This window comes from Noviherbaspirillum pedocola, from assembly GCF_016632335.1.
In the GTDB taxonomy this organism is placed as follows: domain Bacteria; phylum Pseudomonadota; class Gammaproteobacteria; order Burkholderiales; family Burkholderiaceae_D; genus Noviherbaspirillum_A; species Noviherbaspirillum_A pedocola.
Genome location: NZ_JAEPBG010000012.1, coordinates 54,718 through 74,850 on the forward strand (window position 1 = coordinate 54,718; position 20,133 = coordinate 74,850).

General features: G+C 59.3%; 17 protein-coding genes and 1 tRNA gene. 13 read left to right on the plus strand and 5 right to left on the minus strand.

All coding sequences use genetic code 11. The features are described from left to right. The first annotated feature begins 2 nt into the window (after window positions 1-2). The 5 genes from ileS (at window position 3) to JJB74_RS22775 (ending at window position 6,332) form a co-directional block, all read left to right on the plus strand. Complete coding sequence (ileS, locus tag JJB74_RS22755) at window positions 3-2,879, plus strand: isoleucine--tRNA ligase (protein WP_200595754.1); 2,877 nt, start codon at window positions 3-5, stop codon at window positions 2,877-2,879. A gap of 79 nt (window positions 2,880-2,958) precedes the next feature. Further along, entirely contained in the window at window positions 2,959-3,465 is a 507-nt protein-coding gene (gene lspA / locus JJB74_RS22760; RefSeq protein ID WP_200595756.1) for a signal peptidase II, read from the plus strand. Between the two features lie 44 nt (window positions 3,466-3,509). Continuing rightward, window positions 3,510-4,706, plus strand: coding sequence for a bifunctional phosphopantothenoylcysteine decarboxylase/phosphopantothenate--cysteine ligase CoaBC (gene coaBC, locus JJB74_RS22765; RefSeq protein ID WP_200595757.1), 1,197 nt, complete (start codon window positions 3,510-3,512; stop codon window positions 4,704-4,706). 52 nt (window positions 4,707-4,758) lie between these two features. After that, window positions 4,759-5,208 (plus strand): dUTP diphosphatase, encoded by a 450-nt coding sequence (gene dut, locus JJB74_RS22770; protein WP_200595760.1) that lies wholly within the window; start codon window positions 4,759-4,761, stop codon window positions 5,206-5,208. 11 nt (window positions 5,209-5,219) lie between these two features. Next, complete coding sequence (locus JJB74_RS22775; RefSeq protein ID WP_200595761.1) at window positions 5,220-6,332, plus strand: M48 family metalloprotease; 1,113 nt, start codon at window positions 5,220-5,222, stop codon at window positions 6,330-6,332. 136 nt (window positions 6,333-6,468) lie between these two features. Here JJB74_RS22775 and clpA read toward each other — a convergent pair whose 3' ends face one another. Continuing rightward, window positions 6,469-8,769 carry an ATP-dependent Clp protease ATP-binding subunit ClpA gene (clpA, locus tag JJB74_RS22780; protein WP_200595763.1) on the minus strand — a complete coding sequence of 767 codons (2,301 nt, stop codon included), beginning with the start codon at window positions 8,767-8,769 and terminating at the stop codon, window positions 6,469-6,471. Next, the gene (gene clpS / locus JJB74_RS22785; protein WP_200595764.1) at window positions 8,766-9,080 is read right to left on the minus strand and encodes an ATP-dependent Clp protease adapter ClpS; all 315 of its coding nucleotides are present in this window, start codon (window positions 9,078-9,080) and stop codon (window positions 8,766-8,768) included. The genes clpA and clpS overlap by 4 nt, the downstream gene beginning before the upstream one ends. 332 nt (window positions 9,081-9,412) lie before the next feature. On the opposite strand from clpS, the gene JJB74_RS22790 reads away from it, so the two are divergent. Next, window positions 9,413-9,619, plus strand: coding sequence for a cold-shock protein (locus JJB74_RS22790; RefSeq protein WP_200595766.1), 207 nt, complete (start codon window positions 9,413-9,415; stop codon window positions 9,617-9,619). A gap of 159 nt (window positions 9,620-9,778) precedes the next feature. Here the strand turns inward: JJB74_RS22790 and icd are convergent, their stop codons facing one another. Then, the gene (gene icd, locus JJB74_RS22795; RefSeq protein ID WP_200595938.1) at window positions 9,779-11,032 is read right to left on the minus strand and encodes an NADP-dependent isocitrate dehydrogenase; all 1,254 of its coding nucleotides are present in this window, start codon (window positions 11,030-11,032) and stop codon (window positions 9,779-9,781) included. A 192-nt stretch (window positions 11,033-11,224) separates the two neighbouring features. Between icd and JJB74_RS22800 the strand changes: the two genes are divergently transcribed. The 3 genes from JJB74_RS22800 to JJB74_RS22810 all read left to right on the plus strand — a co-directional run bounded on the left by JJB74_RS22800 (window position 11,225) and on the right by JJB74_RS22810 (window position 12,664). Next, the gene (locus tag JJB74_RS22800) at window positions 11,225-11,791 is read left to right on the plus strand and encodes a pseudouridine synthase (RefSeq protein ID WP_200595767.1); all 567 of its coding nucleotides are present in this window, start codon (window positions 11,225-11,227) and stop codon (window positions 11,789-11,791) included. A gap of 170 nt (window positions 11,792-11,961) precedes the next feature. Then, the gene (locus JJB74_RS22805) at window positions 11,962-12,165 is read left to right on the plus strand and encodes a hypothetical protein (RefSeq protein ID WP_200595769.1); all 204 of its coding nucleotides are present in this window, start codon (window positions 11,962-11,964) and stop codon (window positions 12,163-12,165) included. Between the two features lie 55 nt (window positions 12,166-12,220). Continuing rightward, window positions 12,221-12,664 (plus strand): DUF192 domain-containing protein, encoded by a 444-nt coding sequence (locus JJB74_RS22810; RefSeq protein WP_200595940.1) that lies wholly within the window; start codon window positions 12,221-12,223, stop codon window positions 12,662-12,664. Window positions 12,665-12,755: 91 nt separating this feature from the next. On the opposite strand, the gene rpsT is transcribed toward JJB74_RS22810, so the two are convergent. Next, window positions 12,756-13,019 (minus strand): 30S ribosomal protein S20, encoded by a 264-nt coding sequence (rpsT, locus tag JJB74_RS22815; protein ID WP_200595771.1) that lies wholly within the window; start codon window positions 13,017-13,019, stop codon window positions 12,756-12,758. A 169-nt stretch (window positions 13,020-13,188) separates the two neighbouring features. On the opposite strand from rpsT, the gene murJ reads away from it, so the two are divergent. Both murJ and JJB74_RS22825 read left to right on the plus strand, forming a co-directional pair. After that, window positions 13,189-14,739, plus strand: coding sequence for a murein biosynthesis integral membrane protein MurJ (murJ, locus tag JJB74_RS22820; RefSeq protein ID WP_200595773.1), 1,551 nt, complete (start codon window positions 13,189-13,191; stop codon window positions 14,737-14,739). Window positions 14,740-14,791: 52 nt separating this feature from the next. Continuing rightward, window positions 14,792-15,625: a SirB1 family protein gene (locus JJB74_RS22825; protein ID WP_200595774.1), complete on the plus strand. Its 834-nt coding sequence runs from the start codon at window positions 14,792-14,794 to the stop codon at window positions 15,623-15,625. Window positions 15,626-15,667: 42 nt separating this feature from the next. On the opposite strand, the gene JJB74_RS22830 is transcribed toward JJB74_RS22825, so the two are convergent. After that, window positions 15,668-17,572 (minus strand): ATP-binding cassette domain-containing protein, encoded by a 1,905-nt coding sequence (locus JJB74_RS22830; RefSeq protein WP_200595776.1) that lies wholly within the window; start codon window positions 17,570-17,572, stop codon window positions 15,668-15,670. Between the two features lie 218 nt (window positions 17,573-17,790). Between JJB74_RS22830 and JJB74_RS22835 the strand changes: the two genes are divergently transcribed. Both JJB74_RS22835 and JJB74_RS22840 read left to right on the plus strand, forming a co-directional pair. After that, window positions 17,791-17,865 (plus strand) — tRNA-Arg (locus tag JJB74_RS22835). A 378-nt stretch (window positions 17,866-18,243) separates the two neighbouring features. Beyond that, the gene (locus JJB74_RS22840; RefSeq protein ID WP_200595778.1) at window positions 18,244-20,001 is read left to right on the plus strand and encodes a type IV pilus assembly protein FimV; all 1,758 of its coding nucleotides are present in this window, start codon (window positions 18,244-18,246) and stop codon (window positions 19,999-20,001) included. The last annotated feature ends 132 nt before the right edge of the window (window positions 20,002-20,133 follow it).

Below are 20,133 nucleotides of genomic sequence, written 5' to 3' on the forward strand. Positions count from 1 at the left end.
CCATGTCAGACAAACCATCCAGCAAGTCTTCGAACAAGCCGCAGAGCCGCTACCCGGTCAACATGCCGGAAACCCCGTTTCCGATGCGCGGCGACCTCGCCAAGCGCGAGCCGCAGTGGGTCAAGCAATGGCAGGAGCGCAGCGTCTACAAGCGCATCCGCGCCGCCTCCGCCGGTCGTGAAAAATTCGTCCTGCATGACGGCCCGCCGTATGCGAATGGCGATATCCACATCGGCCACGCGGTCAACAAGATCCTGAAGGACATGATCGTCAAGGCGCGCCAGCTGGCCGGCTTTGATGCGCAATACGTGCCGGGCTGGGATTGCCACGGCATGCCGATCGAGATCCAGATCGAAAAGCAGTACGGCAAGGGCTTGCCCACGCCTGAGGTGCTGGCCAAATCGCGCGCCTATGCGGCCGAGCAGATCGAACGCCAGAAGAAGGATTTCATCCGCCTGGGCGTACTGGGCGAATGGGACAACCCGTACAAGACCATGAACTTCAGCAACGAGGCCGATGAAATCCGCGCCCTCGGCAAGATCATGGAAAAAGGCTATGTGTATCGCGGCCTGAAGCCGGTGAACTGGTGCTTCGACTGCGGCTCGGCGCTGGCCGAAGCCGAGGTCGAGTACCAGGACAAGCGCGACCCGGCCATCGACGTCGGCTTCGCCTTCGCCGAGCCGGAAAAGCTGGCCGTGGCCTTCGATCTGCAGCAACTGCCGACCGATAAGGGTTACGCGGTGATCTGGACCACGACGCCGTGGACCATCCCCGCGAACCAGGCATTGAATGTGCACCCGGAATACCGCTATGCGCTGGTGCAGACCACGCGCAACGATGCGCCGCTGCTGCTGATCCTGGCGCAGGACCTGGTCGACGACTGCCTGAAGCGCTATGGCCTGGAAGGCAGAGTGATCGCCACCTGCGCCGGCGCGGCGCTGTCAGGGATCCGCTTTCATCATCCGCTGGCAAGCCAGGATGCGGGCTATGACCGCCTGTCCCCGGTTTACGTCGGCGAGTATGTGACGCTCGACACCGGCACCGGCATCGTGCATTCGTCGCCGGCCTACGGCGTGGAAGACTTCATCTCGTGCAAGGCGCACGGCATGAAGGATGACCAGATCCTGATGCCGGTGATGGGTGACGGCCGCTATGCGTCGTGGCTGCCGCTGTTTGCCGGCATGACGATTTGGGAAGCCTCCAAGCCGATCTGCGCTGCGCTGGATGCCGCCGGCTCGCTGTTCAAGCTGGTGATGTTCGACCACAGCTACATGCACTGCTGGCGCCACAAGACGCCGATCATCTACCGCGCCACCTCGCAATGGTTCGCCGGCATGGATGTCGCGCCGAAGGATGGCGGCGAGACGCTGCGTGAGACCGCGCTGCGCGGCATCGAGCAAACCGCGTTCTATCCGTCCTGGGGCCGGGCGCGGCTGCATGGCATGATCGCGAACCGTCCGGACTGGACGCTGTCGCGCCAGCGCCAGTGGGGCGTGCCGATGGCCTTCTTCATCCACAAGGAAACCGGCGAGCTGCATCCGCGCACCCCCGAGCTGCTGGAACAGGTGGCGCAGCGGGTGGAGAAGGATGGCATCGAAGCCTGGCATGCGCTCGATACCCGCGAACTGCTCGGCGACGATGCCGAGGTCTATGAAAAGAACCGCGACACCCTCGACGTGTGGTTCGATTCCGGCACCACGCATTTCACCGTGATGCGTGGCTCGCACCAGCAGCAATCGCGCTTCCCGGCCGACTTGTATCTCGAAGGCTCGGACCAGCATCGCGGCTGGTTCCACTCATCGCTGCTGACCGCGTCCATGCTCGATGGCCAGCCGCCGTACAAGGCGCTGCTCACGCACGGCTTCGTGGTCGATGGCGAGGGCAAGAAGATGTCCAAGTCCAAGGGCAACGTGGTGGCGCCACAAAAGGTGTCGGACACGCTGGGCGCGGAGATCCTGCGGTTGTGGGTGGCTTCCACCGATTACTCGGGCGAGCTGTCGATCTCGGACGAGATCCTGAAACGCGTGGTCGAAGCCTATCGCCGCATCCGCAACACGCTGCGCTTTTTGCTGGCCAATACCGCCGACTTCGATCCGGCCGCCAATGCGGTGCCGCTCGAGCAGATGCTCGAGATCGACCGCTATGCCCTGGCGCGCATGCAGCAGCTGCAGCAGGAAGTGCTGGCACACTTCGAAGCCTATGAATTCCATCCGGTAGTGGGCAAGCTGCAGATGTACTGCTCGGAAGACCTGGGCGGCTTTTATCTCGACATCCTGAAGGACCGGCTCTACACCGGCGGCGCCGATTCGCTGGCGCGGCGCTCGGCGCAGACCGCGATCTGGCAACTGACGCATGCATTGCTGCGTCTGATGGCGCCGATCCTGTCCTTCACCGCCGAAGAAGCCTGGAGCTTCTTCGCCGGCGAGAAGGCCTATGCTGACAGCGCCGAAACCATCTTCACACAGACCTTCTTCGCGCTGCCGGAGCTGCCGAACGCAGTCGAGCTGCTGGACAAGTACGCCCGCATACGCGAAGTGCGCGCCGAGGTGATGAAGCAGCTCGAGGAAGTGCGTGTTTCCGGCGCGATCGGTTCGTCGCTGCAGGCGGAAGTGGAAATCCGCGCGGCTGGCGAAAAGTTCGCGCTGCTGAGCGGTCTCGGCGACGACCTGAAGTTCGTGCTGATCACCTCGGGCGCGAAGGTCACAGAGGTGCCGGACGCAGCGCAGGAAGCCGTCATCGTCACGCCTTCGGATGCGGAGAAATGCGAGCGCTGCTGGCATTACCGACGCGATGTGAACGCGGATCATGCGCATCCGGGCATCTGCGCGCGCTGCGTGGCCAATCTGTTCGGCAAGGGCGAAGCGCGTCACTACGCTTGACGACTATCGCCGCCGATTGTCACCGATTGCCGCCGGCCACACAGGCCGGCGGCACTTCCCAACCCGACCGACAAGCCACATGGCCACCGTAAAAAAAACCGTGTTCACCCTTAAGCGCTCCGCCAGCATCGTGCCCTGGCTGGGCATCGCCGCGCTGGTGATCCTGCTCGACCAGCTCAGCAAGATCACCATTGCGAAGACCTTCGCCTACGGCCAATCGAAGACCCTCACCTCGTTCTTCAACCTGGTGCTGGCCTATAACAAGGGCGCGGCATTCAGCTTCCTCGCCGCAGAAGGCGGCTGGCAGCGCTGGCTGTTTTCCGCGATTGCGCTGGGCGCGGCACTGTTCATCCTCTTTCTGCTCAAGCGTCACGCCGGCCAGCGCCTGTTCTGCACCGCGCTGGCGCTGGTGCTTGGTGGCGCCCTGGGTAATCTGATCGATCGCGTCATCTACGGCCACGTGATCGACTTCCTCGATTTCCATGTCGGCGGCTGGCACTGGCCGGCCTTCAACATCGCCGACAGCGCGATCTGCATCGGCGCGGCGCTGTTCATCATCGATGAACTGCGCCGCGTCAATCGCTGAAGACACGCTTCGCACCGCGTGCCGCAAAGTCACTGGGAGCTCCCATGGAACTGAAAGACAGAAAAATCGTTCTTGGACTGACCGGCGGCGTCGCCTGCTACAAGTCCGCCGAACTCGCCCGCGCGCTGGTGAAGGCCGGCGCGTCGGTACAGGTGGTCATGACCGCTGCCGCGACCCAATTCATCACCACGGTGACGATGCAGGCCCTCACCGGGCATACCGTCTACGCCGATCAATGGGATGCGCGTATTCCCAACAACATGCCGCACATCGATCTGACCCGCGATGCCGATGCGGTGGTCATCGCGCCCTGCTCGGCTGACTTCCTGTCCAAGCTCGCGCGTGGCGGCTGCGACGATCTGCTGTCGACGCTGTGCGTGGCGCGTCCGGCCACGCTGCCGCTGATGGTGGCGCCGGCGATGAATGTCGAGATGTGGCAGAACCCGGCGACGCGGCGCAACGTCGCCCAGCTGCGCGAGGATGGCATTGCGATACTCGGACCGGCCGCGGGCGAGCAGGCATGCGGCGAGGTCGGCATGGGACGCATGCTCGAGCCGGAAGCCTTGCTGGCCGAAGTGATCGCGTCCTTTGTGCCGAAATCGCTGGCGGGCAGGAAAGTGCTGATCACCGCAGGGCCGACCTTCGAGCCGATCGACCCGGTGCGCGGCATCACGAATCTATCGTCCGGCAAAATGGGTTATGCGATCGCACGCGCCGCGCGCGAGGCTGGCGCCGACGTGCTGCTGATTTCCGGGCCGACGTCGCTCGCCGCGCCCTACGGTGTGCAGCGCATCGATGTGTTGACCGCGCGCGACATGCATGCCGCAGTGATGGCGCGCGTGGCCGGGCAGGATGCGTTCATCGCGGTGGCTGCAGTGGCCGACTGGCGCGTGGCCAATGCCAGCGAGCAGAAACTGAAGAAGGATGCCAATGGCGGCATGCCGGCGTTGCGCTTTGAACAGAATCCCGACATCCTGGCTTCGGTTGCCGCTCTGGCAAATAAGCCGTATTGTGTCGGCTTTGCTGCCGAGTCAGAAAACCTGCTCGAATACGGCCGGATCAAGCGCGAAAGAAAGGGAATTCCGCTTCTGGTCGGCAACATCGGGCCGCAAACCTTTGGCAGTGACCGCAATGAATTGGTGCTGTTCGACGAGCACGGACATGTCGCACTGCCGGCGGCGGACAAGCATCATCTCGCACGCCAGCTGATAACCGAAATCGCCAGGCGGCTTCCCGCCTGAAACTTCGCAACGCCGCCTGAACGCCACGGCGCTGACACGCAAACCACAACGAATGAAAAAACTCGACGTCAAAATTCTTGATGCCCGCATGAAGGACTTCCTGCCGGCCTACGCCACTGGCGGCAGCGCCGGCCTCGATCTGCGCGCCTGCCTGGAAGAACCATTGATCATCGCGCCCGGCAGCACGCACCTGATCCCGACCGGACTGGCAATTCATGTCGCCGATCCCGGATACGCCGCGGTACTGCTGCCGCGCAGTGGCCTGGGCCACAAGCATGGCATTGTGCTCGGAAACCTGGTCGGACTGATCGATTCGGATTACCAGGGTGAATTGAAGATCTCGGTATGGAATCGCGGCCAGCAGGAATTTCTGCTGCAGCCGATGGAAAGACTGGCGCAGATGGTCATTGTTCCGGTGGTGCAGGTCGAATTGAATATCGTCGACGACTTCGCCTCCAGCGAGCGCGGCGTTGGCGGCTTTGGCAGCACCGGAAAACATTAAAGGAGTCCCGCATGCATTTTTCTCCCAAGTCATACACCCTACGGCGCGGCATTGCCGCATGCGCGCCGCGCCTGGCCCTGCTGCCGATGGCGCTGCTTGCCGCTTGTGCTAGCAATGTGCCGTTGAACATGCCACCCGCATCAGCGCCCGTGGCCGCGCCCAGCGCGCCGATGGCCGCGCCGGCGCCGGTGCCGACGAGGGAGCAGCAGACGCTGCGCGACATCATCACCCGCCAGGACCGGCTGTATCGCATCGCCGCGCCGCTGCTGGTGAAGAATGCCGAGCTGTGCAAGGGCAATGCACGCAACCTGCTCGGCTTCACCGCGAAGAACAAATATTCGTATTCCGACGAGCTTGCCGACGCCGCGAGCCAGTTGTATGGCATGGATGATCGCCTTCAAGTCATGGGCGTGCTGAGCAGCAGTGGCGCGTCGCGCGCCGGCATCCGAAACGGCGACAGGCTGCAGGCGGTGGAAGGCACGCCGGTGCCACCGGGGCCCGACGCGGAACGCAGGGCGGCAACGATGCTGGCGCCGTTTGTGATGAAAGGCGGCTCGGTCAAGTTGACGATGAACCGCAATGGCGCCGCGGTTCCGGTCACCGTGCCCTTCACACGTGCCTGCGCCTACAGCATTGAGCTCGGCAATGCAGACAATGTGAACGCGTACAACGACGGGCGCCGCGTATTGATCACGCGCGGCATGATGGATTTTGCAAGCAATGACAACGAGCTTGCGTACGTGCTGGCGAAGGAAATGGCACACAACTCGCTGAATCATGCGCGGGTGCTGAAGAACACGGCGGCCGCAGGCACGGTGATCGACAATCTGATACGCGTGCATCCGGACATGACTGGCATGGCCGGGACTTCCGGGATACGGCCGATGCCGCAAGCCTATGATGCAGCCGCCGATACGCTGTCGCTCTACATGGTGGCCCGGGCCGGCTATGACATCGATGGCGAGCCGCGCTTCTGGGAGCGTCTTGCCGCGCAATATCCGCCCAGCATGCTGAACGCCTATACCGCGCTGCATCCGGCGACTTCCTACCGCCTGTCCGTGATGGACAAGATCATTGCGGACATCAAGAGCAAGCAATCGCGGCAGCAGGCACTGCTGCCCTGAACCCAACGCGTGCTCCGGTCAGCGCGCTTTGACAGCGCGCTTACCTCAAACACTGCGCCCGACGCTTCAAAGGCAGCAGGCATAAAAAAACCCCGAACCGCTTTCGGTTCGGGGTTTTGCTTTGTGCCCGTAAAGCTTATTCGAGCTCGATCGCTTCCTGCGGAGCAGCCGGCGGCGGCGTATCGCCTTCGACGAATTCCAGTTTGATCTGGTCGTTCTCGTCCATGTCCACCGTGACCCGGCCGCCATCCATCAGCTTGCCGAACAACAGCTCATCGGCCAGCGCCTTGCGGATCATGTCCTGGATCAAGCGCGACATCGGTCGCGCGCCCATCAGCGGATCGAAGCCCTTGCGCGACAGGTAGCGACGCAGGCTTTCCGAGAACACCGCCTCGACCTTCTTCTCATGCAGCTGCTCTTCGAGCTGCATCAGGAACTTGTCGACCACGCGCAGGATGATTTCCTCGTCCAACGCACGGAAGCTGATGATCGCATCGAGGCGATTGCGGAACTCCGGCGTGAACATCCGCTTGATGTCCGCCATCTCGTCACCGGCTTCCTTCTTGTCGGTGAAGCCAATGGACCGCTTCTGCAGGCTTTCCGCACCCGCGTTCGTGGTCATGATGATGATCACATTGCGGAAGTCCGCCTTGCGGCCGTTGTTATCCGTCAGCGTACCGTGGTCCATCACCTGCAGCAGGATATTGAAGATATCCGGATGCGCTTTCTCGATTTCATCGAGCAGCAGCACCGCATGCGGCTTTTTGGTGATTGCCTCGGTCAGCAAGCCACCTTGGTCGAACCCAACATAACCCGGAGGCGCACCGATCAAACGGCTTACCGCATGACGCTCCATGTACTCGGACATGTCGAAACGGATCAGCTCGATACCAAGAATGAAGGCCAACTGCTTCGCCACTTCGGTCTTGCCAACGCCAGTCGGGCCGGAGAACAGGAAGGAGCCGATAGGCTTGTCGGTCTTGCCGAGACCGGCACGGGCCATCTTGATTGCCGCTGCCAGCGCTTCGATTGCCGGGTCCTGACCAAACACCACATTCTTCAGATCACGATCGATGGTTTGCAGCTTGGTCCGATCGTCCTGGTTGACCGATTGCGGTGGAATACGAGCGATCTTCGAGACGATTTCCTCGATATCCGACTTACCAATCGTTTTCTTCTGCTTCGACTTCGGCAGGATGCGTTGCGCCGCACCGGCTTCATCAATCACGTCAATTGCCTTGTCGGGCAGATGACGGTCATTGATATACCGCGCAGACAGCTCAGCCGCCGAGCTCAGTGCGGAAGCGGAATACTTCACGCCATGGTGCTCTTCGAAGCGCGACTTCAATCCACGCAGGATTTGAATGGTCTGCTCAATGGTCGGCTCGTTGACATCGATTTTCTGAAAGCGCCGCGACAATGCATGGTCTTTCTCGAACACGCCACGGAACTCCGTATAGGTAGTCGCACCGATGCACTTGAGCTGACCGCTGGACAGTGCCGGCTTCAACAGATTTGAAGCATCCAGCGTGCCGCCCGACGCGGAGCCCGCGCCAATGATGGTGTGGATCTCATCGACGAACAGGATGCCGTTAGGACTGTCTTTCAACTGTTTCAGCACGGACTTCAGGCGCTGTTCAAAGTCGCCACGATATTTCGTTCCAGCCAGGAGCGCACCCATGTCCAGCGAGTAGACAACAGCGTTTTGCAGAATTTCGGGCACGTCGCCTTGGGTAACACGCCATGCCAAGCCTTCGGCAATCGCCGTTTTACCCACGCCAGCCTCGCCAACGAGAAGCGGGTTGTTCTTGCGACGACGGCACAAGGTTTGGATCACCCGCTCGACTTCCGCTTCGCGGCCGATAAGAGGATCAATCTTCCCTTCAGCAGCCAGCTTGTTCAGGTTTTGCGTGAACTGATCCAAGGGGCTCTCTTTCTGCTGAGCCTCGGTCTGCGTTTCTTCAGTGCCTTCAGAGGCTTTTTGCGGATCGGACTGATGGTCCTTGCGAACACCATGGGAAATGAAATTCACCACGTCAAGTCGCGTCACGCCCTGCTGATGCAGGTAGTACACCGCGTGGGAATCTTTTTCACCGAAGATCGCAACCAGCACATTGGCACCGGTGACTTCCTTCTTGCCGTTGGACGCGGATTGCACATGCATGATCGCGCGCTGAATTACGCGCTGAAACCCAAGTGTGGGCTGCGTATCAACCTCATTCGAACCGGGCACGGTCGGCGTGTTGTCATTGATGAAGTTGGTCAGTGTCTTGCGCAGGTCTTCAATGTTGACAGCACATGCGCGCAGCACTTCGGCCGCCGACGGATTGTCGAGCAGCGCCAACAGCAGATGCTCGACGGTGATGAACTCATGGCGTGCCTGTCGAGCCTCGACAAATGCCATGTGCAAACTGACTTCCAATTCCTGAGCAATCATGCTTCCTCCATCACGCATTGCAGGGGATGTCCCGCCTTGCGTGCATGCGTTAAAACCAATTCCACTTTTGTGCTGGCGATATCCTTAGGATATACACCACACATGCCTTTGCCATCGCGATGCACCTTGAGCATGATTTGCGTCGCAGTTTCACGATCCTTGTTGAAGTATTCCTGGATAATGGAAACAACAAACTCCATTGGGGTATAGTCGTCGTTCAACAATAGTACTTGATACATGCGTGGCGGCTGGAGCTTCTGCTGCTGCTCCGTTCGCTCAATGACGGTATCGTTCTGGTCCTTGGTTGCCATGGGTTTATTCTACTGCGTTCATGTCGGTCCGCAACGCGGTAGGTATTGCGGTCTCTCTAATGTATGCATCGATATTACGCCCTTTCCTGTTGGTGCGCAGATGACGCTTGAATGCTCGAAATCAAGGGACGTTGGACGGCCTTTCCACACTTTCGCGCAAAACCGCAAATTACTTGACTTTTTTAAAATTTCCGCAAACAATGAAGACTATTAATTAATGCGGGTGAGCACTAATTGATAGGAAGTGAGCAAGTTATAAGAGGGGGCAGCGCGACGCAAAGCTTCTTGCTTTTACGGCTCGTGTGATTGTTTCATATTTGAAAGATGCTTTTATGGCAACTGGTACCGTTAAGTGGTTCAATGATTCGAAAGGTTTTGGCTTCATCACTCCGGATGACGGTGGCGAAGACCTCTTCGCTCACTTCTCTGCAATCAACATGAGCGGCTTCAAGACCTTGAAAGAAGGTCAAAAAGTTAGCTTTGAAGTTACGCAGGGTCCAAAAGGCAAGCAAGCTTCTAATATCCAAGCAGCTTCCTGAATATCCGTGGCACTTCAATAAAAAATCCCCGATAAGGGGATTTTTTATTGCCTTTTTGGTGGAGCCAGCCCAGTTTTGTGAGTAACTGCTATAGCGCTACCCTACCGCTCAGCTCCTGAAACAACAGGGGCATGGTATCGGAGGCTATGCTGAGCGCTATTACATGCATTCGATCATGACGTCTCCAAACCCAGAGCAGGACACCTGACTCGCGCCTTGCATCAGGCGAGCGAAGTCGTACGTTACCCGTTTCGAAGTGATCGCGCGCTCCATCGAATGAATGATGAGATCGGCTGCTTCCGTCCAACCCATGTGACGAAGCATCATTTCCGCAGACAGGATCAGCGAACCGGGATTCACATAGTCTTTACCAGCATACTTGGGCGCTGTCCCATGTGTTGCCTCGAACATCGCAACGGAATCAGACATATTCGCTCCAGGCGCTATCCCAATGCCGCCGACCTGAGCGGCAAGTGCATCCGAGATATAGTCGCCATTTAGGTTCAACGTAGCAATAACGCTGTATTCATTTGGTCTCAACAGAATTTGCTGCAAGAAAGCATCCGCTATCGAATCCTTGATAAGGATTTCCTTGCCGCTCCTCGGATTCTTTAATCTGCACCACGGGCCGCCGTCGATCAGTTCCGCGCCGAATTCCCGCTGAGCCAGGGCGTACCCCCAGTCCCGGAAGCCGCCTTCAGTGAATTTCATAATGTTACCTTTGTGCACCAAGGTAACTGACGGCTTATCGTTATCGATCGCGTATTGAATTGCCTTCCGAACCAGACGCTCAGTACCTTCGCGCGATACTGGTTTGACACCAATGCCAGAGGTTTCCGGAAACCGAATTTTCTTTACGCCCATTTCGTTGATCAGGAAGCCAATCAGCTTCTTCGCGCCCTCGGAACCTTCAGCCCATTCGATACCGGCATAGATGTCTTCCGAGTTTTCCCGGAAGATCACCATGTCCGTCTTCTCGGGTTCGCGTAGCGGTGACGGGACGCCTTTGAAATAGCGGACCGGCCGCAAGCATACGTAAAGATCGAGCTCCTGGCGAAGAGCAACATTGAGCGAGCGAATGCCGCCACCAACTGGCGTCGTCAATGGCCCCTTGATCGACACGACGTAATCCTTGACCGCTTGCAGCGTCTCTTCGGGAAGCCAGACGTCAGGACCGTAGATCGTGGTCGACTTCTCGCCGGCAAAGATTTCCATCCAGCTGATTTTGCGCTTTCCGTCGTACGCCTTCGCCACAGCGGCGTCCACCACTTTGATCATGACTGGGGTGATATCGACACCGGTACCATCACCTTCGATGTAGGGAATGATCGGCGTATCGGGTACGGTCAGGGAAAAATCCGAATTGACGCGAATCTTGCTGCCATCAGCAGGAACTTGAATATGTTGGTACATCATTGCCTCCGGTAAGAAAATGGATGCGAAACGCGATGCTCGGCTGGCTGCTAGGACGCACCAAGTCTTATATAAGACATAAGATAGCGTTTATTCACACGCGCTGCGATTTTACTCTAAGCCATTGACTATTTTCCAAGCTTGGACTTCCTTCGTGAGAGTACAATTCCCGCTCCCCATTCGCCTCTCATCATGTCACTAATCCTCTTCAACAAGCCGTTCCAGGTAATGTGCCAGTTTTCAGCGCACCCATCCCGTGCAACGCTTACGGATTATTTGACCATACCTGGCATTTACCCAGCAGGCAGGCTTGATGCCGACAGCGAAGGACTGGTCCTTTTGACGGATGATGGCAGATTGCAGCATGAAATTAGTCATCCCGCACGCAAGCTGACGAAGACTTATCTGGCTCAAGTTGAGGGCATTCCATCAAGGAGCGCGATCGAAAAGCTGCAAGCGCCCATCGACCTTGGGGACTTTGTCACGCTGCCATGCAAGGCCAGCAGAATCGAAGATCCGGAATGGCTGTGGCCTCGAAATCCTCCGATCCGCCATAGGGAAAACGCGCCGGCGAGCTGGCTCGCATTGACGCTTATTGAGGGAAAGAACCGGCAGGTGCGGCGCATGACCGCATCAATTGGATTCCCAACCTTGAGACTCATTCGAATTGCAATCGGGCCGTATCGCCTGGAAGAGATTCCCTTGATGCCGGGAGAATGGCAGGAGGTATCTTCTTCCCAGTTAACGAATCGCATGTGAGTCGACGTTCCGCATCCTTCGAACTTGAACTGAGGAAAATTTTTCAGCCATTTGTCAACGCGACATGTAAATAAGCGTTGATGGGCCAGATTCGAAAGAATCTGCCGCCTATCGTACATATGTGACTGGCGATAAGCGGCTCCAACTCAGCCAATTCAAGGATGGAAAATATGAACAAACTCATCGCTGCTGCTGTTGCTGGCCTGTTCTCGCTATCCGCTTTCGCTCAAGCCCCGGCCCCTGCCGCTCCAGGCGCCAACGCCGATGCGGCACCGCAAACCACCAAAGTCACCAAGGCGAAGAAGCACAAGAAACACAAAGCCAAGAAGATGCACAATATGGACAATGCTTCGTCCGCTCCGGCTGCAAAATAAGCAGGAGCTACACAAAACCGAAGGCAGGGCGACCTGCCTTTTTTATTGGGACTTTATGAAAATTTCGCTCTTGTCTCGTTTCGCCGCTGCGGCCTGCATGCTTGCATGCATCAGCGCGCAAGCCCAGGAAAAATTCCCTACCGTTCAACTGAATGCCGGCATGTACGTTATTCAGGCCGAGGTGGCAGCTACCGAAGCCCAGCGCGAACTAGGTCTAATGAACCGCAAAACGATGCCGCCGAACGCCGGCATGGTGTTCCTGTTCCAGCGCCCAGCTCAGGTATGCATGTGGATGAAAAATACCTTGCTTCCCTTGTCGGTGGCATTCATGGATGAGACCGGGAAGATCATCAATATCGAAGACATGCAGCCGGAAACCACGAATTCACACTGCACTGCGGCTCCAGCCACGTATGCGCTGGAAATGAACCAGGGCTGGTTCAAGCAGAAACACATCAAGCCAGGAAACGTCATCAGCGGCTTACCGAAGCCGCGTTGATCCTGCACACCAATACAAAAACCCGCCGCGATCACTACTCGGGCGGGTTATCTTCGCAGACCGAAACGATGGTTTCGGTCCGGGGAAACGATTAGGCCAGTGCTTTCAGCGCTGAAGCCAGGCGGCTCTTGTGACGGGCAGCCTTGTTCTTGTGGATGATTTTCTTGTCGGCGATGCGGTCGATCGTGGAGATCGAGGACTGGAACACTTGGGTCGCTGCAGCCTTGTCGCCACCTTCGATTGCCTTGCGCACTGCCTTGATCGCGGTACGCAGCGCGGAACGCTGGCTGGAGTTGTGCGCGTTTTGCTTGACTGCTTGACGAGCACGCTTGCGTGCCTGTGCGGTATTTGCCATGAAAGATTCCTAAACGTGGTCGGTTGCGTTCGCAACACTTACCAGTTGCGAAACAAAATTCAGTAAAGCGCGTGATTATAAAGGCGTTTTACGCCGTAGGCAAACTGGATTTCGTCCGCCTGGTCGCGGTGCGCGGGGCCTACAAGGGCTACCCGCTATAATGCCGCGCATGAATTTGCACAGAACCCTCGCCGCTGTCTCGGGCATGACCATGGTGTCCCGAGTAACCGGCCTGATCAGGGAATTCCTGATCGCGCGCGCCTTTGGCGCCTCCGTGTACACCGACGCTTTCTTCGTCGCCTTCCGCATTCCAAACCTGTTGCGCCGCCTCTTCGCCGAGGGCGCTTTTTCACAAGCTTTCGTGCCGATTCTGGCCGAGTACAAAAACAAGCAGGGCGAGCAGGCCACACGCGGATTGGTCGATCACGTCGCCACCATTTTGATTTGGACGCTGCTGGCGACTTGCGTGCTCGGCATCCTCGGCGCGCCGGTCGTGGTGTACCTGATGGCAGCCGGACTGAAATCGGAAGCCGATGCCTTCGGTATCGCGGTGCAAATGACCCGCATCATGTTCCCCTACATCCTGTTCATGTCGCTGGTGGCCCTGGCGGGTGGAATATTGAACACCTGGCGCAAATTCCAGGTCGCGGCATTCACGCCGGTGCTGCTGAACCTGACCTTCATTGCCGCCGCGCTGTTTGTTGCGCCTCACATGCGCCAGCCCATCTACGCGCTGGCGCTTGCCGTGGTAGTCGGCGGCATCCTGCAACTGGTGATACAGGTTCCGCCGCTGCTGCGCATCGGCATGCTGCCGCGGCCTTCATGGCGTTTCAGGAAAGCGGTATCCGACCCTGGCGTTCGCCGCGTGTTGCGTCAGATGGTGCCGGCCACCTTCGCTGTCTCGGTGGCGCAGATCAGCCTGATCATCAACACCAACATCGCATCGCATTTGCAAAACGGCAGCGTGTCCTGGCTTTCCTATGCGGATCGCTTGATGGAATTACCCACAGGCCTACTCGGCGTGGCGCTCGGCACGATTCTGCTGCCGAGTCTGTCGAAAGCGCATGCCGATGATGACAAGGTCGAGTACTCCGCCCTGCTCGACTGGGGCCTGCGCCTGACTTTCCTGCTCGCCCTTCCCGCCGCGGTGGCACTTGCCACGCTGTCCGAGCCGATCACCACGACGCTGTTTCACTACGGGAAATTCAACGATCAATCGGTGATCATGACAGGACGTGCGCTTGTGGCTTATGGCGTCGGGTTGATCGGCCTGATCCTGGTGAAGATCCTCGCTCCCGGCTTTTATGCGCGGCAGGACATCCGCACGCCGGTGAAGATCGCCGTCGGTGTACTGATCGCAACGCAATTGATGAATCTGCTGTTCATTCCGGCGTTCGCCCATGCCGGACTGGCGCTGTCGATCGGACTTGGCGCCTGCCTGAACGCAAGCTTTCTCTTCCTCGGCCTGCGTCGCCGCGGCATTTATGTTGCCCGCCCCGGCTGGACGATTTTTCTCGTGCGACTGACCGGCGCGCTCTTTCTGCTGGCCGGCGTATCGATGTGGGTTGCCGGGCATTTCGACTGGCTCGGTATGCGTGCGCAGCCGCTATTGCGCATGGCAGCGCTTGCCCTAGTGATAGTCGTTGCCGGCGTCGTGTATTTCGGCGCCCTGTTCGCTACCGGATTTCGTCTCGGCGATTTCAAACGCGTAGCGAAATAAGAAAATGTGCGCCCGGCTGCAACGCCACGCGTTGGCGATGGTCTGATTCGACATGGTCAAGCATCTCGATTACTTTGCCTCCCTGGTACAGCAGGATGAATCGATTCCTCTGTTCGAGGCCGCGCTTTCCATCGCGCAGGACGCCTATCCCAACCTGGACATGGCGGCCGCGCAGTTCGAAATCGATACCCTGGCCGCGCGCCTGCGGAAGCGACTGCCGCGCGATGCGTCCTACGTGCAGCGACTGCGGCTGCTGAATCACTACTTCTATCAGGAGCTGGGATTCGGCGGGAATCTGAACAATTATTACGATCCCGACAACAGCTACCTGCAATGCGTTATCCAGACCCGCCGCGGCATTCCGATCTCGCTGGCGGTGGTCTACATGGAACTGGCGCATCAGATTGGCCTGGATATTCGCGGCATTTCCTTCCCGGGGCACTTCCTGATGAAGCTGTCGGTGCAGTCCGGGGAAATCATCCTGGACCCGTTCAACGGCGCGAGCCTGTCTCGCGAAGACCTGGAGGAGCGGCTGGAACCCTTCTCCAACCAGAGCGGCACTGGGGTAGCGCCTTTGTCGGCTCATCTGCGCGATGCACAGCCCAGGGAAATCCTGGTGCGCATGCTGCGCAATCTGAAAGCGCTGTACTTTGAACGTGCCGATTGGCGCCTGGCCCTGGCCGTGCAGCACCGCCTGGTGATTCTGCTTCCGGAGGACACAGTCGAGCGCCGCGATCGCGGCATGGCATTTGCCAACCTGGAATGTCCACAGGCGGCCTTGCCGGACATAGAAGCCTATCTCGCCGAGCATGCGCATGCGCCGGATGCGGCGATGCTGCGCGAGCTGCTGCAAAAGCTGCAGCGGGCAACGAAACGCCTGAATTAGCGCGCAGGTCGCCAAGGCCTGCGCCGAGCACGCAAGGACGATTCAGCGACTGCGCGACTCGATCTCTTCCCAGCGCTCCAGGCTTTCCATCAGCTCGACATCGATCTGCGCGAAGCGCTCACCCAGGCGTCGCGCCTCCTCCGGCTCGCGCTGATAAATCTGCGGATCGGCAAGACGTTCGGAGATGGTTTTCTGCTCGGCTTCCAGGTCCGCGATGCGCTGCGGCAGTTCCTCGAGTTCACGCTGTTCACGGTAGCTGAGCTTTTTCGGCTTGGCGCTCACGGCATCCTTGGGCGCTTCCTTCACCGGCTTTGGCTCGGTGCGCGCGGGCTTGGGCGCCGGAGCCGGGGCCGCCGGGCGCATCCGTTCCCAGTCGCTGTAGCCGCCGACGTATTCGCGCCAGTTGCCTTCGCCTTCAGCGACGATCACCTGCGTGACGACATTGTCGAGAAACATCCGATCGTGGCTGACCAGGAATACCGTGCCGCTGTAGTCCTCGAGCAGCTCTTCCAGCAACTCCAGCGTATCGATGTCCAGGTCGTTGGTCGGCTCGTCCAGCACCAGCACATTCGCTGGCCTGGCGAACAGACGCGCCAGCAGCAGCCGGTTGCGCTCACCGCCGGATAGCGATTTCACTGGCGAGCGAGCCCGCTCGGGCGCAAACAGGAAATCGCTCAGGTAGGTCATCACATGCTTGCGCTGGCCATTGATCTCGACCCAGTCGCTTCCCGGGCTGATCGTGTCGGCAAGGCTCGCCTCCTCGTTGAGCTGCGCGCGCATCTGATCGAAATAGGCAACCTGCAGCCGCGTACCTTCGCGCACGGTGCCGGCATCCGGCTTTTCCTCGCCGAGAATCAGCTTCAGGAGTGTGGTCTTGCCGGCGCCGTTCGGGCCGATCAGGCCAACCTTGTCGCCGCGCATGATCGTGGCGCTGAAATGGCGAACGATCTGTTTGCTGCCGAAAGCCTTGCTGACATCGGTGAGCTCGGCAACGATTTTCCCGGACCGGTCGCCGGTAGAGATATCCAGACGCACCTGACCCTGCTGGTCGCGCCGCTGGCTGCGCTGCACCCGCAAATCCTCCAGCCGCCTGACCCTGCCCTCGTTGCGGGTGCGGCGCGCTTCCACGCCCTTGCGTATCCACACCTCTTCCTGCGCCAGAAACTTGTCGAATTTCGCATTCTCGACCGCCTCGATTTCCAGCAATTCGGCCTTGCGCCGCTGATAGGCGCTGAAATTGCCGGGAAAGGACAGCAGGCGTCCGCGGTCCAGCTCGATGATGCGGGTGGCGACATTGTCGAGAAAACGGCGATCGTGGGTGATGAATAACACGCTGCCCTTGAATTCCTTGAGCAGGCCTTCCAGCCACTGGATCGAGGTGAAATCCAGGTGGTTGGTTGGCTCGTCCAGCAGCAGTACGTCCGGCGCGCTGACCAAAGCACAGGCCAGGGCCACCCGCTTCTGCATGCCGCCGGAGAGTGTGCCTATGCGGGCATTGCGGTCCAGGCCGAGGCGGTCGAGCGTGGTGTCGACCCGATTGCCCAGATTCCAGGCATCGGCGGCGTCGAGCTGCGTCTGGATGCGGTGCATGCGCTCCATGACGGCTTCATCATTGCCGCCTCCCAGCTCGGTGGTCAGGCTTTCATACTCGGTCAGCAAGGTCTGGAGTCCGCCGAGTCCGGAAGCGACCGCGTCGAACACCGAAGCTTCCGCATCGAATTGCGGCTCCTGTTCGACATAGGCAATTTTCACGCTTTGTTGCATCACCAGAAGGCCATCGTCCAGTCGCGATTTCCCGGCGATGACCTTCAGCAGCGACGACTTGCCGGTGCCATTGCGCCCGATCAGGCCGACACGTTCGCCGGCTTCAAGGGAAAACTCTGCATGGTCGAGCAACGCGACGTGCCCGAACGCCAGTTGCGCATTGGAAAGAGAGATGACTGCCATGATGATTCCGTAGTGGGATGAAGCGAAGACAAGCGCGCATTGTACCGGCCCGGCGCACCTCCATCCGGGCGCCACTGGCTTGAACGGCAATTCCATTTGCCACCTCTGATACAATTGCGCGTCGGTTTTGCCGGACCAGCTTGTCCGGCGCCAAGTTCCGGCGGCGCTGTGTACCACGCACGCCACCTCTGCCCGGAACAGCCGGCAAGCCAGTGCGTCTCGCCGTAGTTCAATGGATAGAACGAGTGCCTCCTAAGCGCTAGATCTGGGTTCGATTCCCGGCGGCGGGACCAGTTGCTTTAGTCATGCCTTTGCACGGCTCCCGGTTGCGGTGCCATGCAAGCGCAGACAGGCTGCCCGATCAGTTCCCGTCCCTTTTCCCGCCCCCTTTTCCCGACCCCTTCTCCCCGCCCACTTCGCCCGGACACTGCACGCTGCGCCCCTTCATGCACAAGCGACATCCCTCCGTCGTAACGACTGTTGTGTAGCGCAGCAAAATACCGTTAAACGGATAAATGGAACGAAATATTGCCTGTGTTCAATGATATATTGCCGCTCGTTATGATTTAACGTCGCTGCTTATCATAGACAAGCCGTTTATCGGAATCCCTCGCATGGCGCATTCAGGAAGATTGTTCAGACCGGGAAAACTTATCGGCATTGCATTGGCCATGTCGTGCGCCAATGCGCATGCGCTCGGACTCGGCAATCTCGTCCTGCACTCCCATCTCGGCATGGCCCTGTCGGCTAGCGTCGAGGTCAATGGTGTCGATACGGAAAATCAGCCCAATCTCTGCCTGCGCAGCCGGCTGGAGTCGCTCGATGGCAGGCTTCTGACGGTGCCGCAGTCGACGATGGTCCGCAAAGGCGATGTCGGAGAACTCCGGATCCGCTCCAGGGAACCCGTCGAAGAGCCAGCGGCTACGCTGAGCATTGAAATTGGCTGTGGCGCCACGGTCCGGCGCGAGTTCGCGATTCTTCTCGACCCGGCGCCGGCCCAGGCCGCCATGCCAGCAATGCTTGCGCCAGCAGTCAGCGGCACGCAGGAATCCACGAATGCAAGCTCGGGCCGCAGCAAGGCAAAGCCGGCTGGGGCCCTAGCCTCTCCCAAGCGTTCTGTCTCCCCGATCATGAAGGAAAAGGAAGGCGCGGCAAGCGTATTGCACCTTTCGGCCCCGACGCAGCCCGAACCGCAGGTCATCATCGCGGCTGAACCGACGCGCCTGAAAATGACGGAAACCCTGTCGGAAGCGCAGCTTGCCGCCGATCCGGCGCGGCGGGAAGCCATGCGGGCAGACCAGAAACGCGTGGCCGCTCTGCTTCGCGGTGAAGATCCGTACCAGGCCATGGAATTCCGCCTGCGCGAAGCGCAGGTGCGTGAGAAAGCCATGCGCCAGGAAGCGACCCTGTCGAAACAGCAAAGTGCTGCCGATCACCAGGCGCTCGACAACGCAAAACGGCAGCGCTGGATCGATGCCTTGCTCGTCGGTTTGGCATCCGCGCTTCTGGCGCTTGGCGCCCGCGCGGCCTGGCTGCGCTGGGGCAGTGTTAGGGAACGGCAGGTGCAAGAGCCTTTTTCTCTGGAATCCGTCGGTACCGATTTGCATGACTCGCCGGCAAAGTCGCTACGGGCAAAAGACATATCGCCGCAAGCGCTTGAGACCGGTGAACCGGCACCATTGAAGGCCGATGCCGTCAATCCGAATCCCTCGGTTCCGGGTTTTCCCGCGGTCGCCGATTCTGCCACCGACTTGCTCGTGAGGCCCTCCTCCGAGGAACCGAGTCGGGAAAAGCCTGCCGCGCCGCTCGATTTCGGCTTCGTCTGGCACGAGTCGAAGGAAACGGTCATGACTGCGGAACCGTTCGCACTGGCTGCCGACGAAGCCGGCAATGAACGTGATTGGCTCAGCGATGCCGCCATCGACACGCCGCCACTGACGCTGCAACCTAGCGAATCCGCTGCGGAGATCGCCACCTTGCTGCTTGGCGTGGAAATCTGGATGACGGATCACAATCCGCTGCGCGCCATCGGCATGCTGGAACCCGTTTGCGCACAGGAACCGCAATTGTCGCCAGCGCCGATGCGTTACCTGATCGAGCTGTATCGCATCGTTGGCAATGAGGAAAAACTGGCGGCCACGCAAACGCGATTTGCCTCCCATTTCCCACTTGCCCGCGCCCCGGAACATGCCGGCTGGCAGCACGACGCCGCTGCCTCTGGTCTGGTGGAGTTTCCGGAAATTCTTGCCGAAATCGAGCAGTTGCGCGACAGCGACGACTTCCTCGGCTACCTGCAGAGTTTGCTGCTGCGGGAACAAGGCTTCGACTTCCCGACCTACCGCGACATCATGCAGCGCATTGCCGAAGCCATGGAATTGCAGCAACAGCGCGACATGGCGGACATGAGCCTGGATTTCCAGCATGACTAATCCAGCAGCTCTCATGTAGAGTTGCGTTTTTTCATCTACCAATTTTTACAACCATGTTTCCACACCGACTCGTGCGCTCGGCACTGCTCGTATGCGCCTGCGTTGCCACTTCATGCTGGGCTGCGGCTGATG

Bases quoted from the DNA above. Each gene is read 5' to 3' on its own strand.
- ileS (WP_200595754.1), top strand. From the start codon at position 3: ATGTCAGACAAACCATCCAGCAAGTCTTCGAACAAGCCGCAGAGCCGC.
- lspA (WP_200595756.1), top strand. From the start codon at position 2,959: ATGGCCACCGTAAAAAAAACCGTGTTCACCCTTAAGCGCTCCGCCAGC.
- coaBC (WP_200595757.1), top strand. From the start codon at position 3,510: ATGGAACTGAAAGACAGAAAAATCGTTCTTGGACTGACCGGCGGCGTC.
- dut (WP_200595760.1), top strand. From the start codon at position 4,759: ATGAAAAAACTCGACGTCAAAATTCTTGATGCCCGCATGAAGGACTTC.
- JJB74_RS22775 (WP_200595761.1), top strand. From the start codon at position 5,220: ATGCATTTTTCTCCCAAGTCATACACCCTACGGCGCGGCATTGCCGCA.
- clpA (WP_200595763.1), bottom strand. From the start codon at position 8,769: ATGATTGCTCAGGAATTGGAAGTCAGTTTGCACATGGCATTTGTCGAG.
- clpS (WP_200595764.1), bottom strand. From the start codon at position 9,080: ATGGCAACCAAGGACCAGAACGATACCGTCATTGAGCGAACGGAGCAG.
- JJB74_RS22790 (WP_200595766.1), top strand. From the start codon at position 9,413: ATGGCAACTGGTACCGTTAAGTGGTTCAATGATTCGAAAGGTTTTGGC.
- icd (WP_200595938.1), bottom strand. From the start codon at position 11,032: ATGTACCAACATATTCAAGTTCCTGCTGATGGCAGCAAGATTCGCGTC.
- JJB74_RS22800 (WP_200595767.1), top strand. From the start codon at position 11,225: ATGTCACTAATCCTCTTCAACAAGCCGTTCCAGGTAATGTGCCAGTTT.
- JJB74_RS22805 (WP_200595769.1), top strand. From the start codon at position 11,962: ATGAACAAACTCATCGCTGCTGCTGTTGCTGGCCTGTTCTCGCTATCC.
- JJB74_RS22810 (WP_200595940.1), top strand. From the start codon at position 12,221: ATGAAAATTTCGCTCTTGTCTCGTTTCGCCGCTGCGGCCTGCATGCTT.
- rpsT (WP_200595771.1), bottom strand. From the start codon at position 13,019: ATGGCAAATACCGCACAGGCACGCAAGCGTGCTCGTCAAGCAGTCAAG.
- murJ (WP_200595773.1), top strand. From the start codon at position 13,189: ATGAATTTGCACAGAACCCTCGCCGCTGTCTCGGGCATGACCATGGTG.
- JJB74_RS22825 (WP_200595774.1), top strand. From the start codon at position 14,792: ATGGTCAAGCATCTCGATTACTTTGCCTCCCTGGTACAGCAGGATGAA.
- JJB74_RS22830 (WP_200595776.1), bottom strand. From the start codon at position 17,572: ATGGCAGTCATCTCTCTTTCCAATGCGCAACTGGCGTTCGGGCACGTC.
- JJB74_RS22840 (WP_200595778.1), top strand. From the start codon at position 18,244: ATGTCGTGCGCCAATGCGCATGCGCTCGGACTCGGCAATCTCGTCCTG.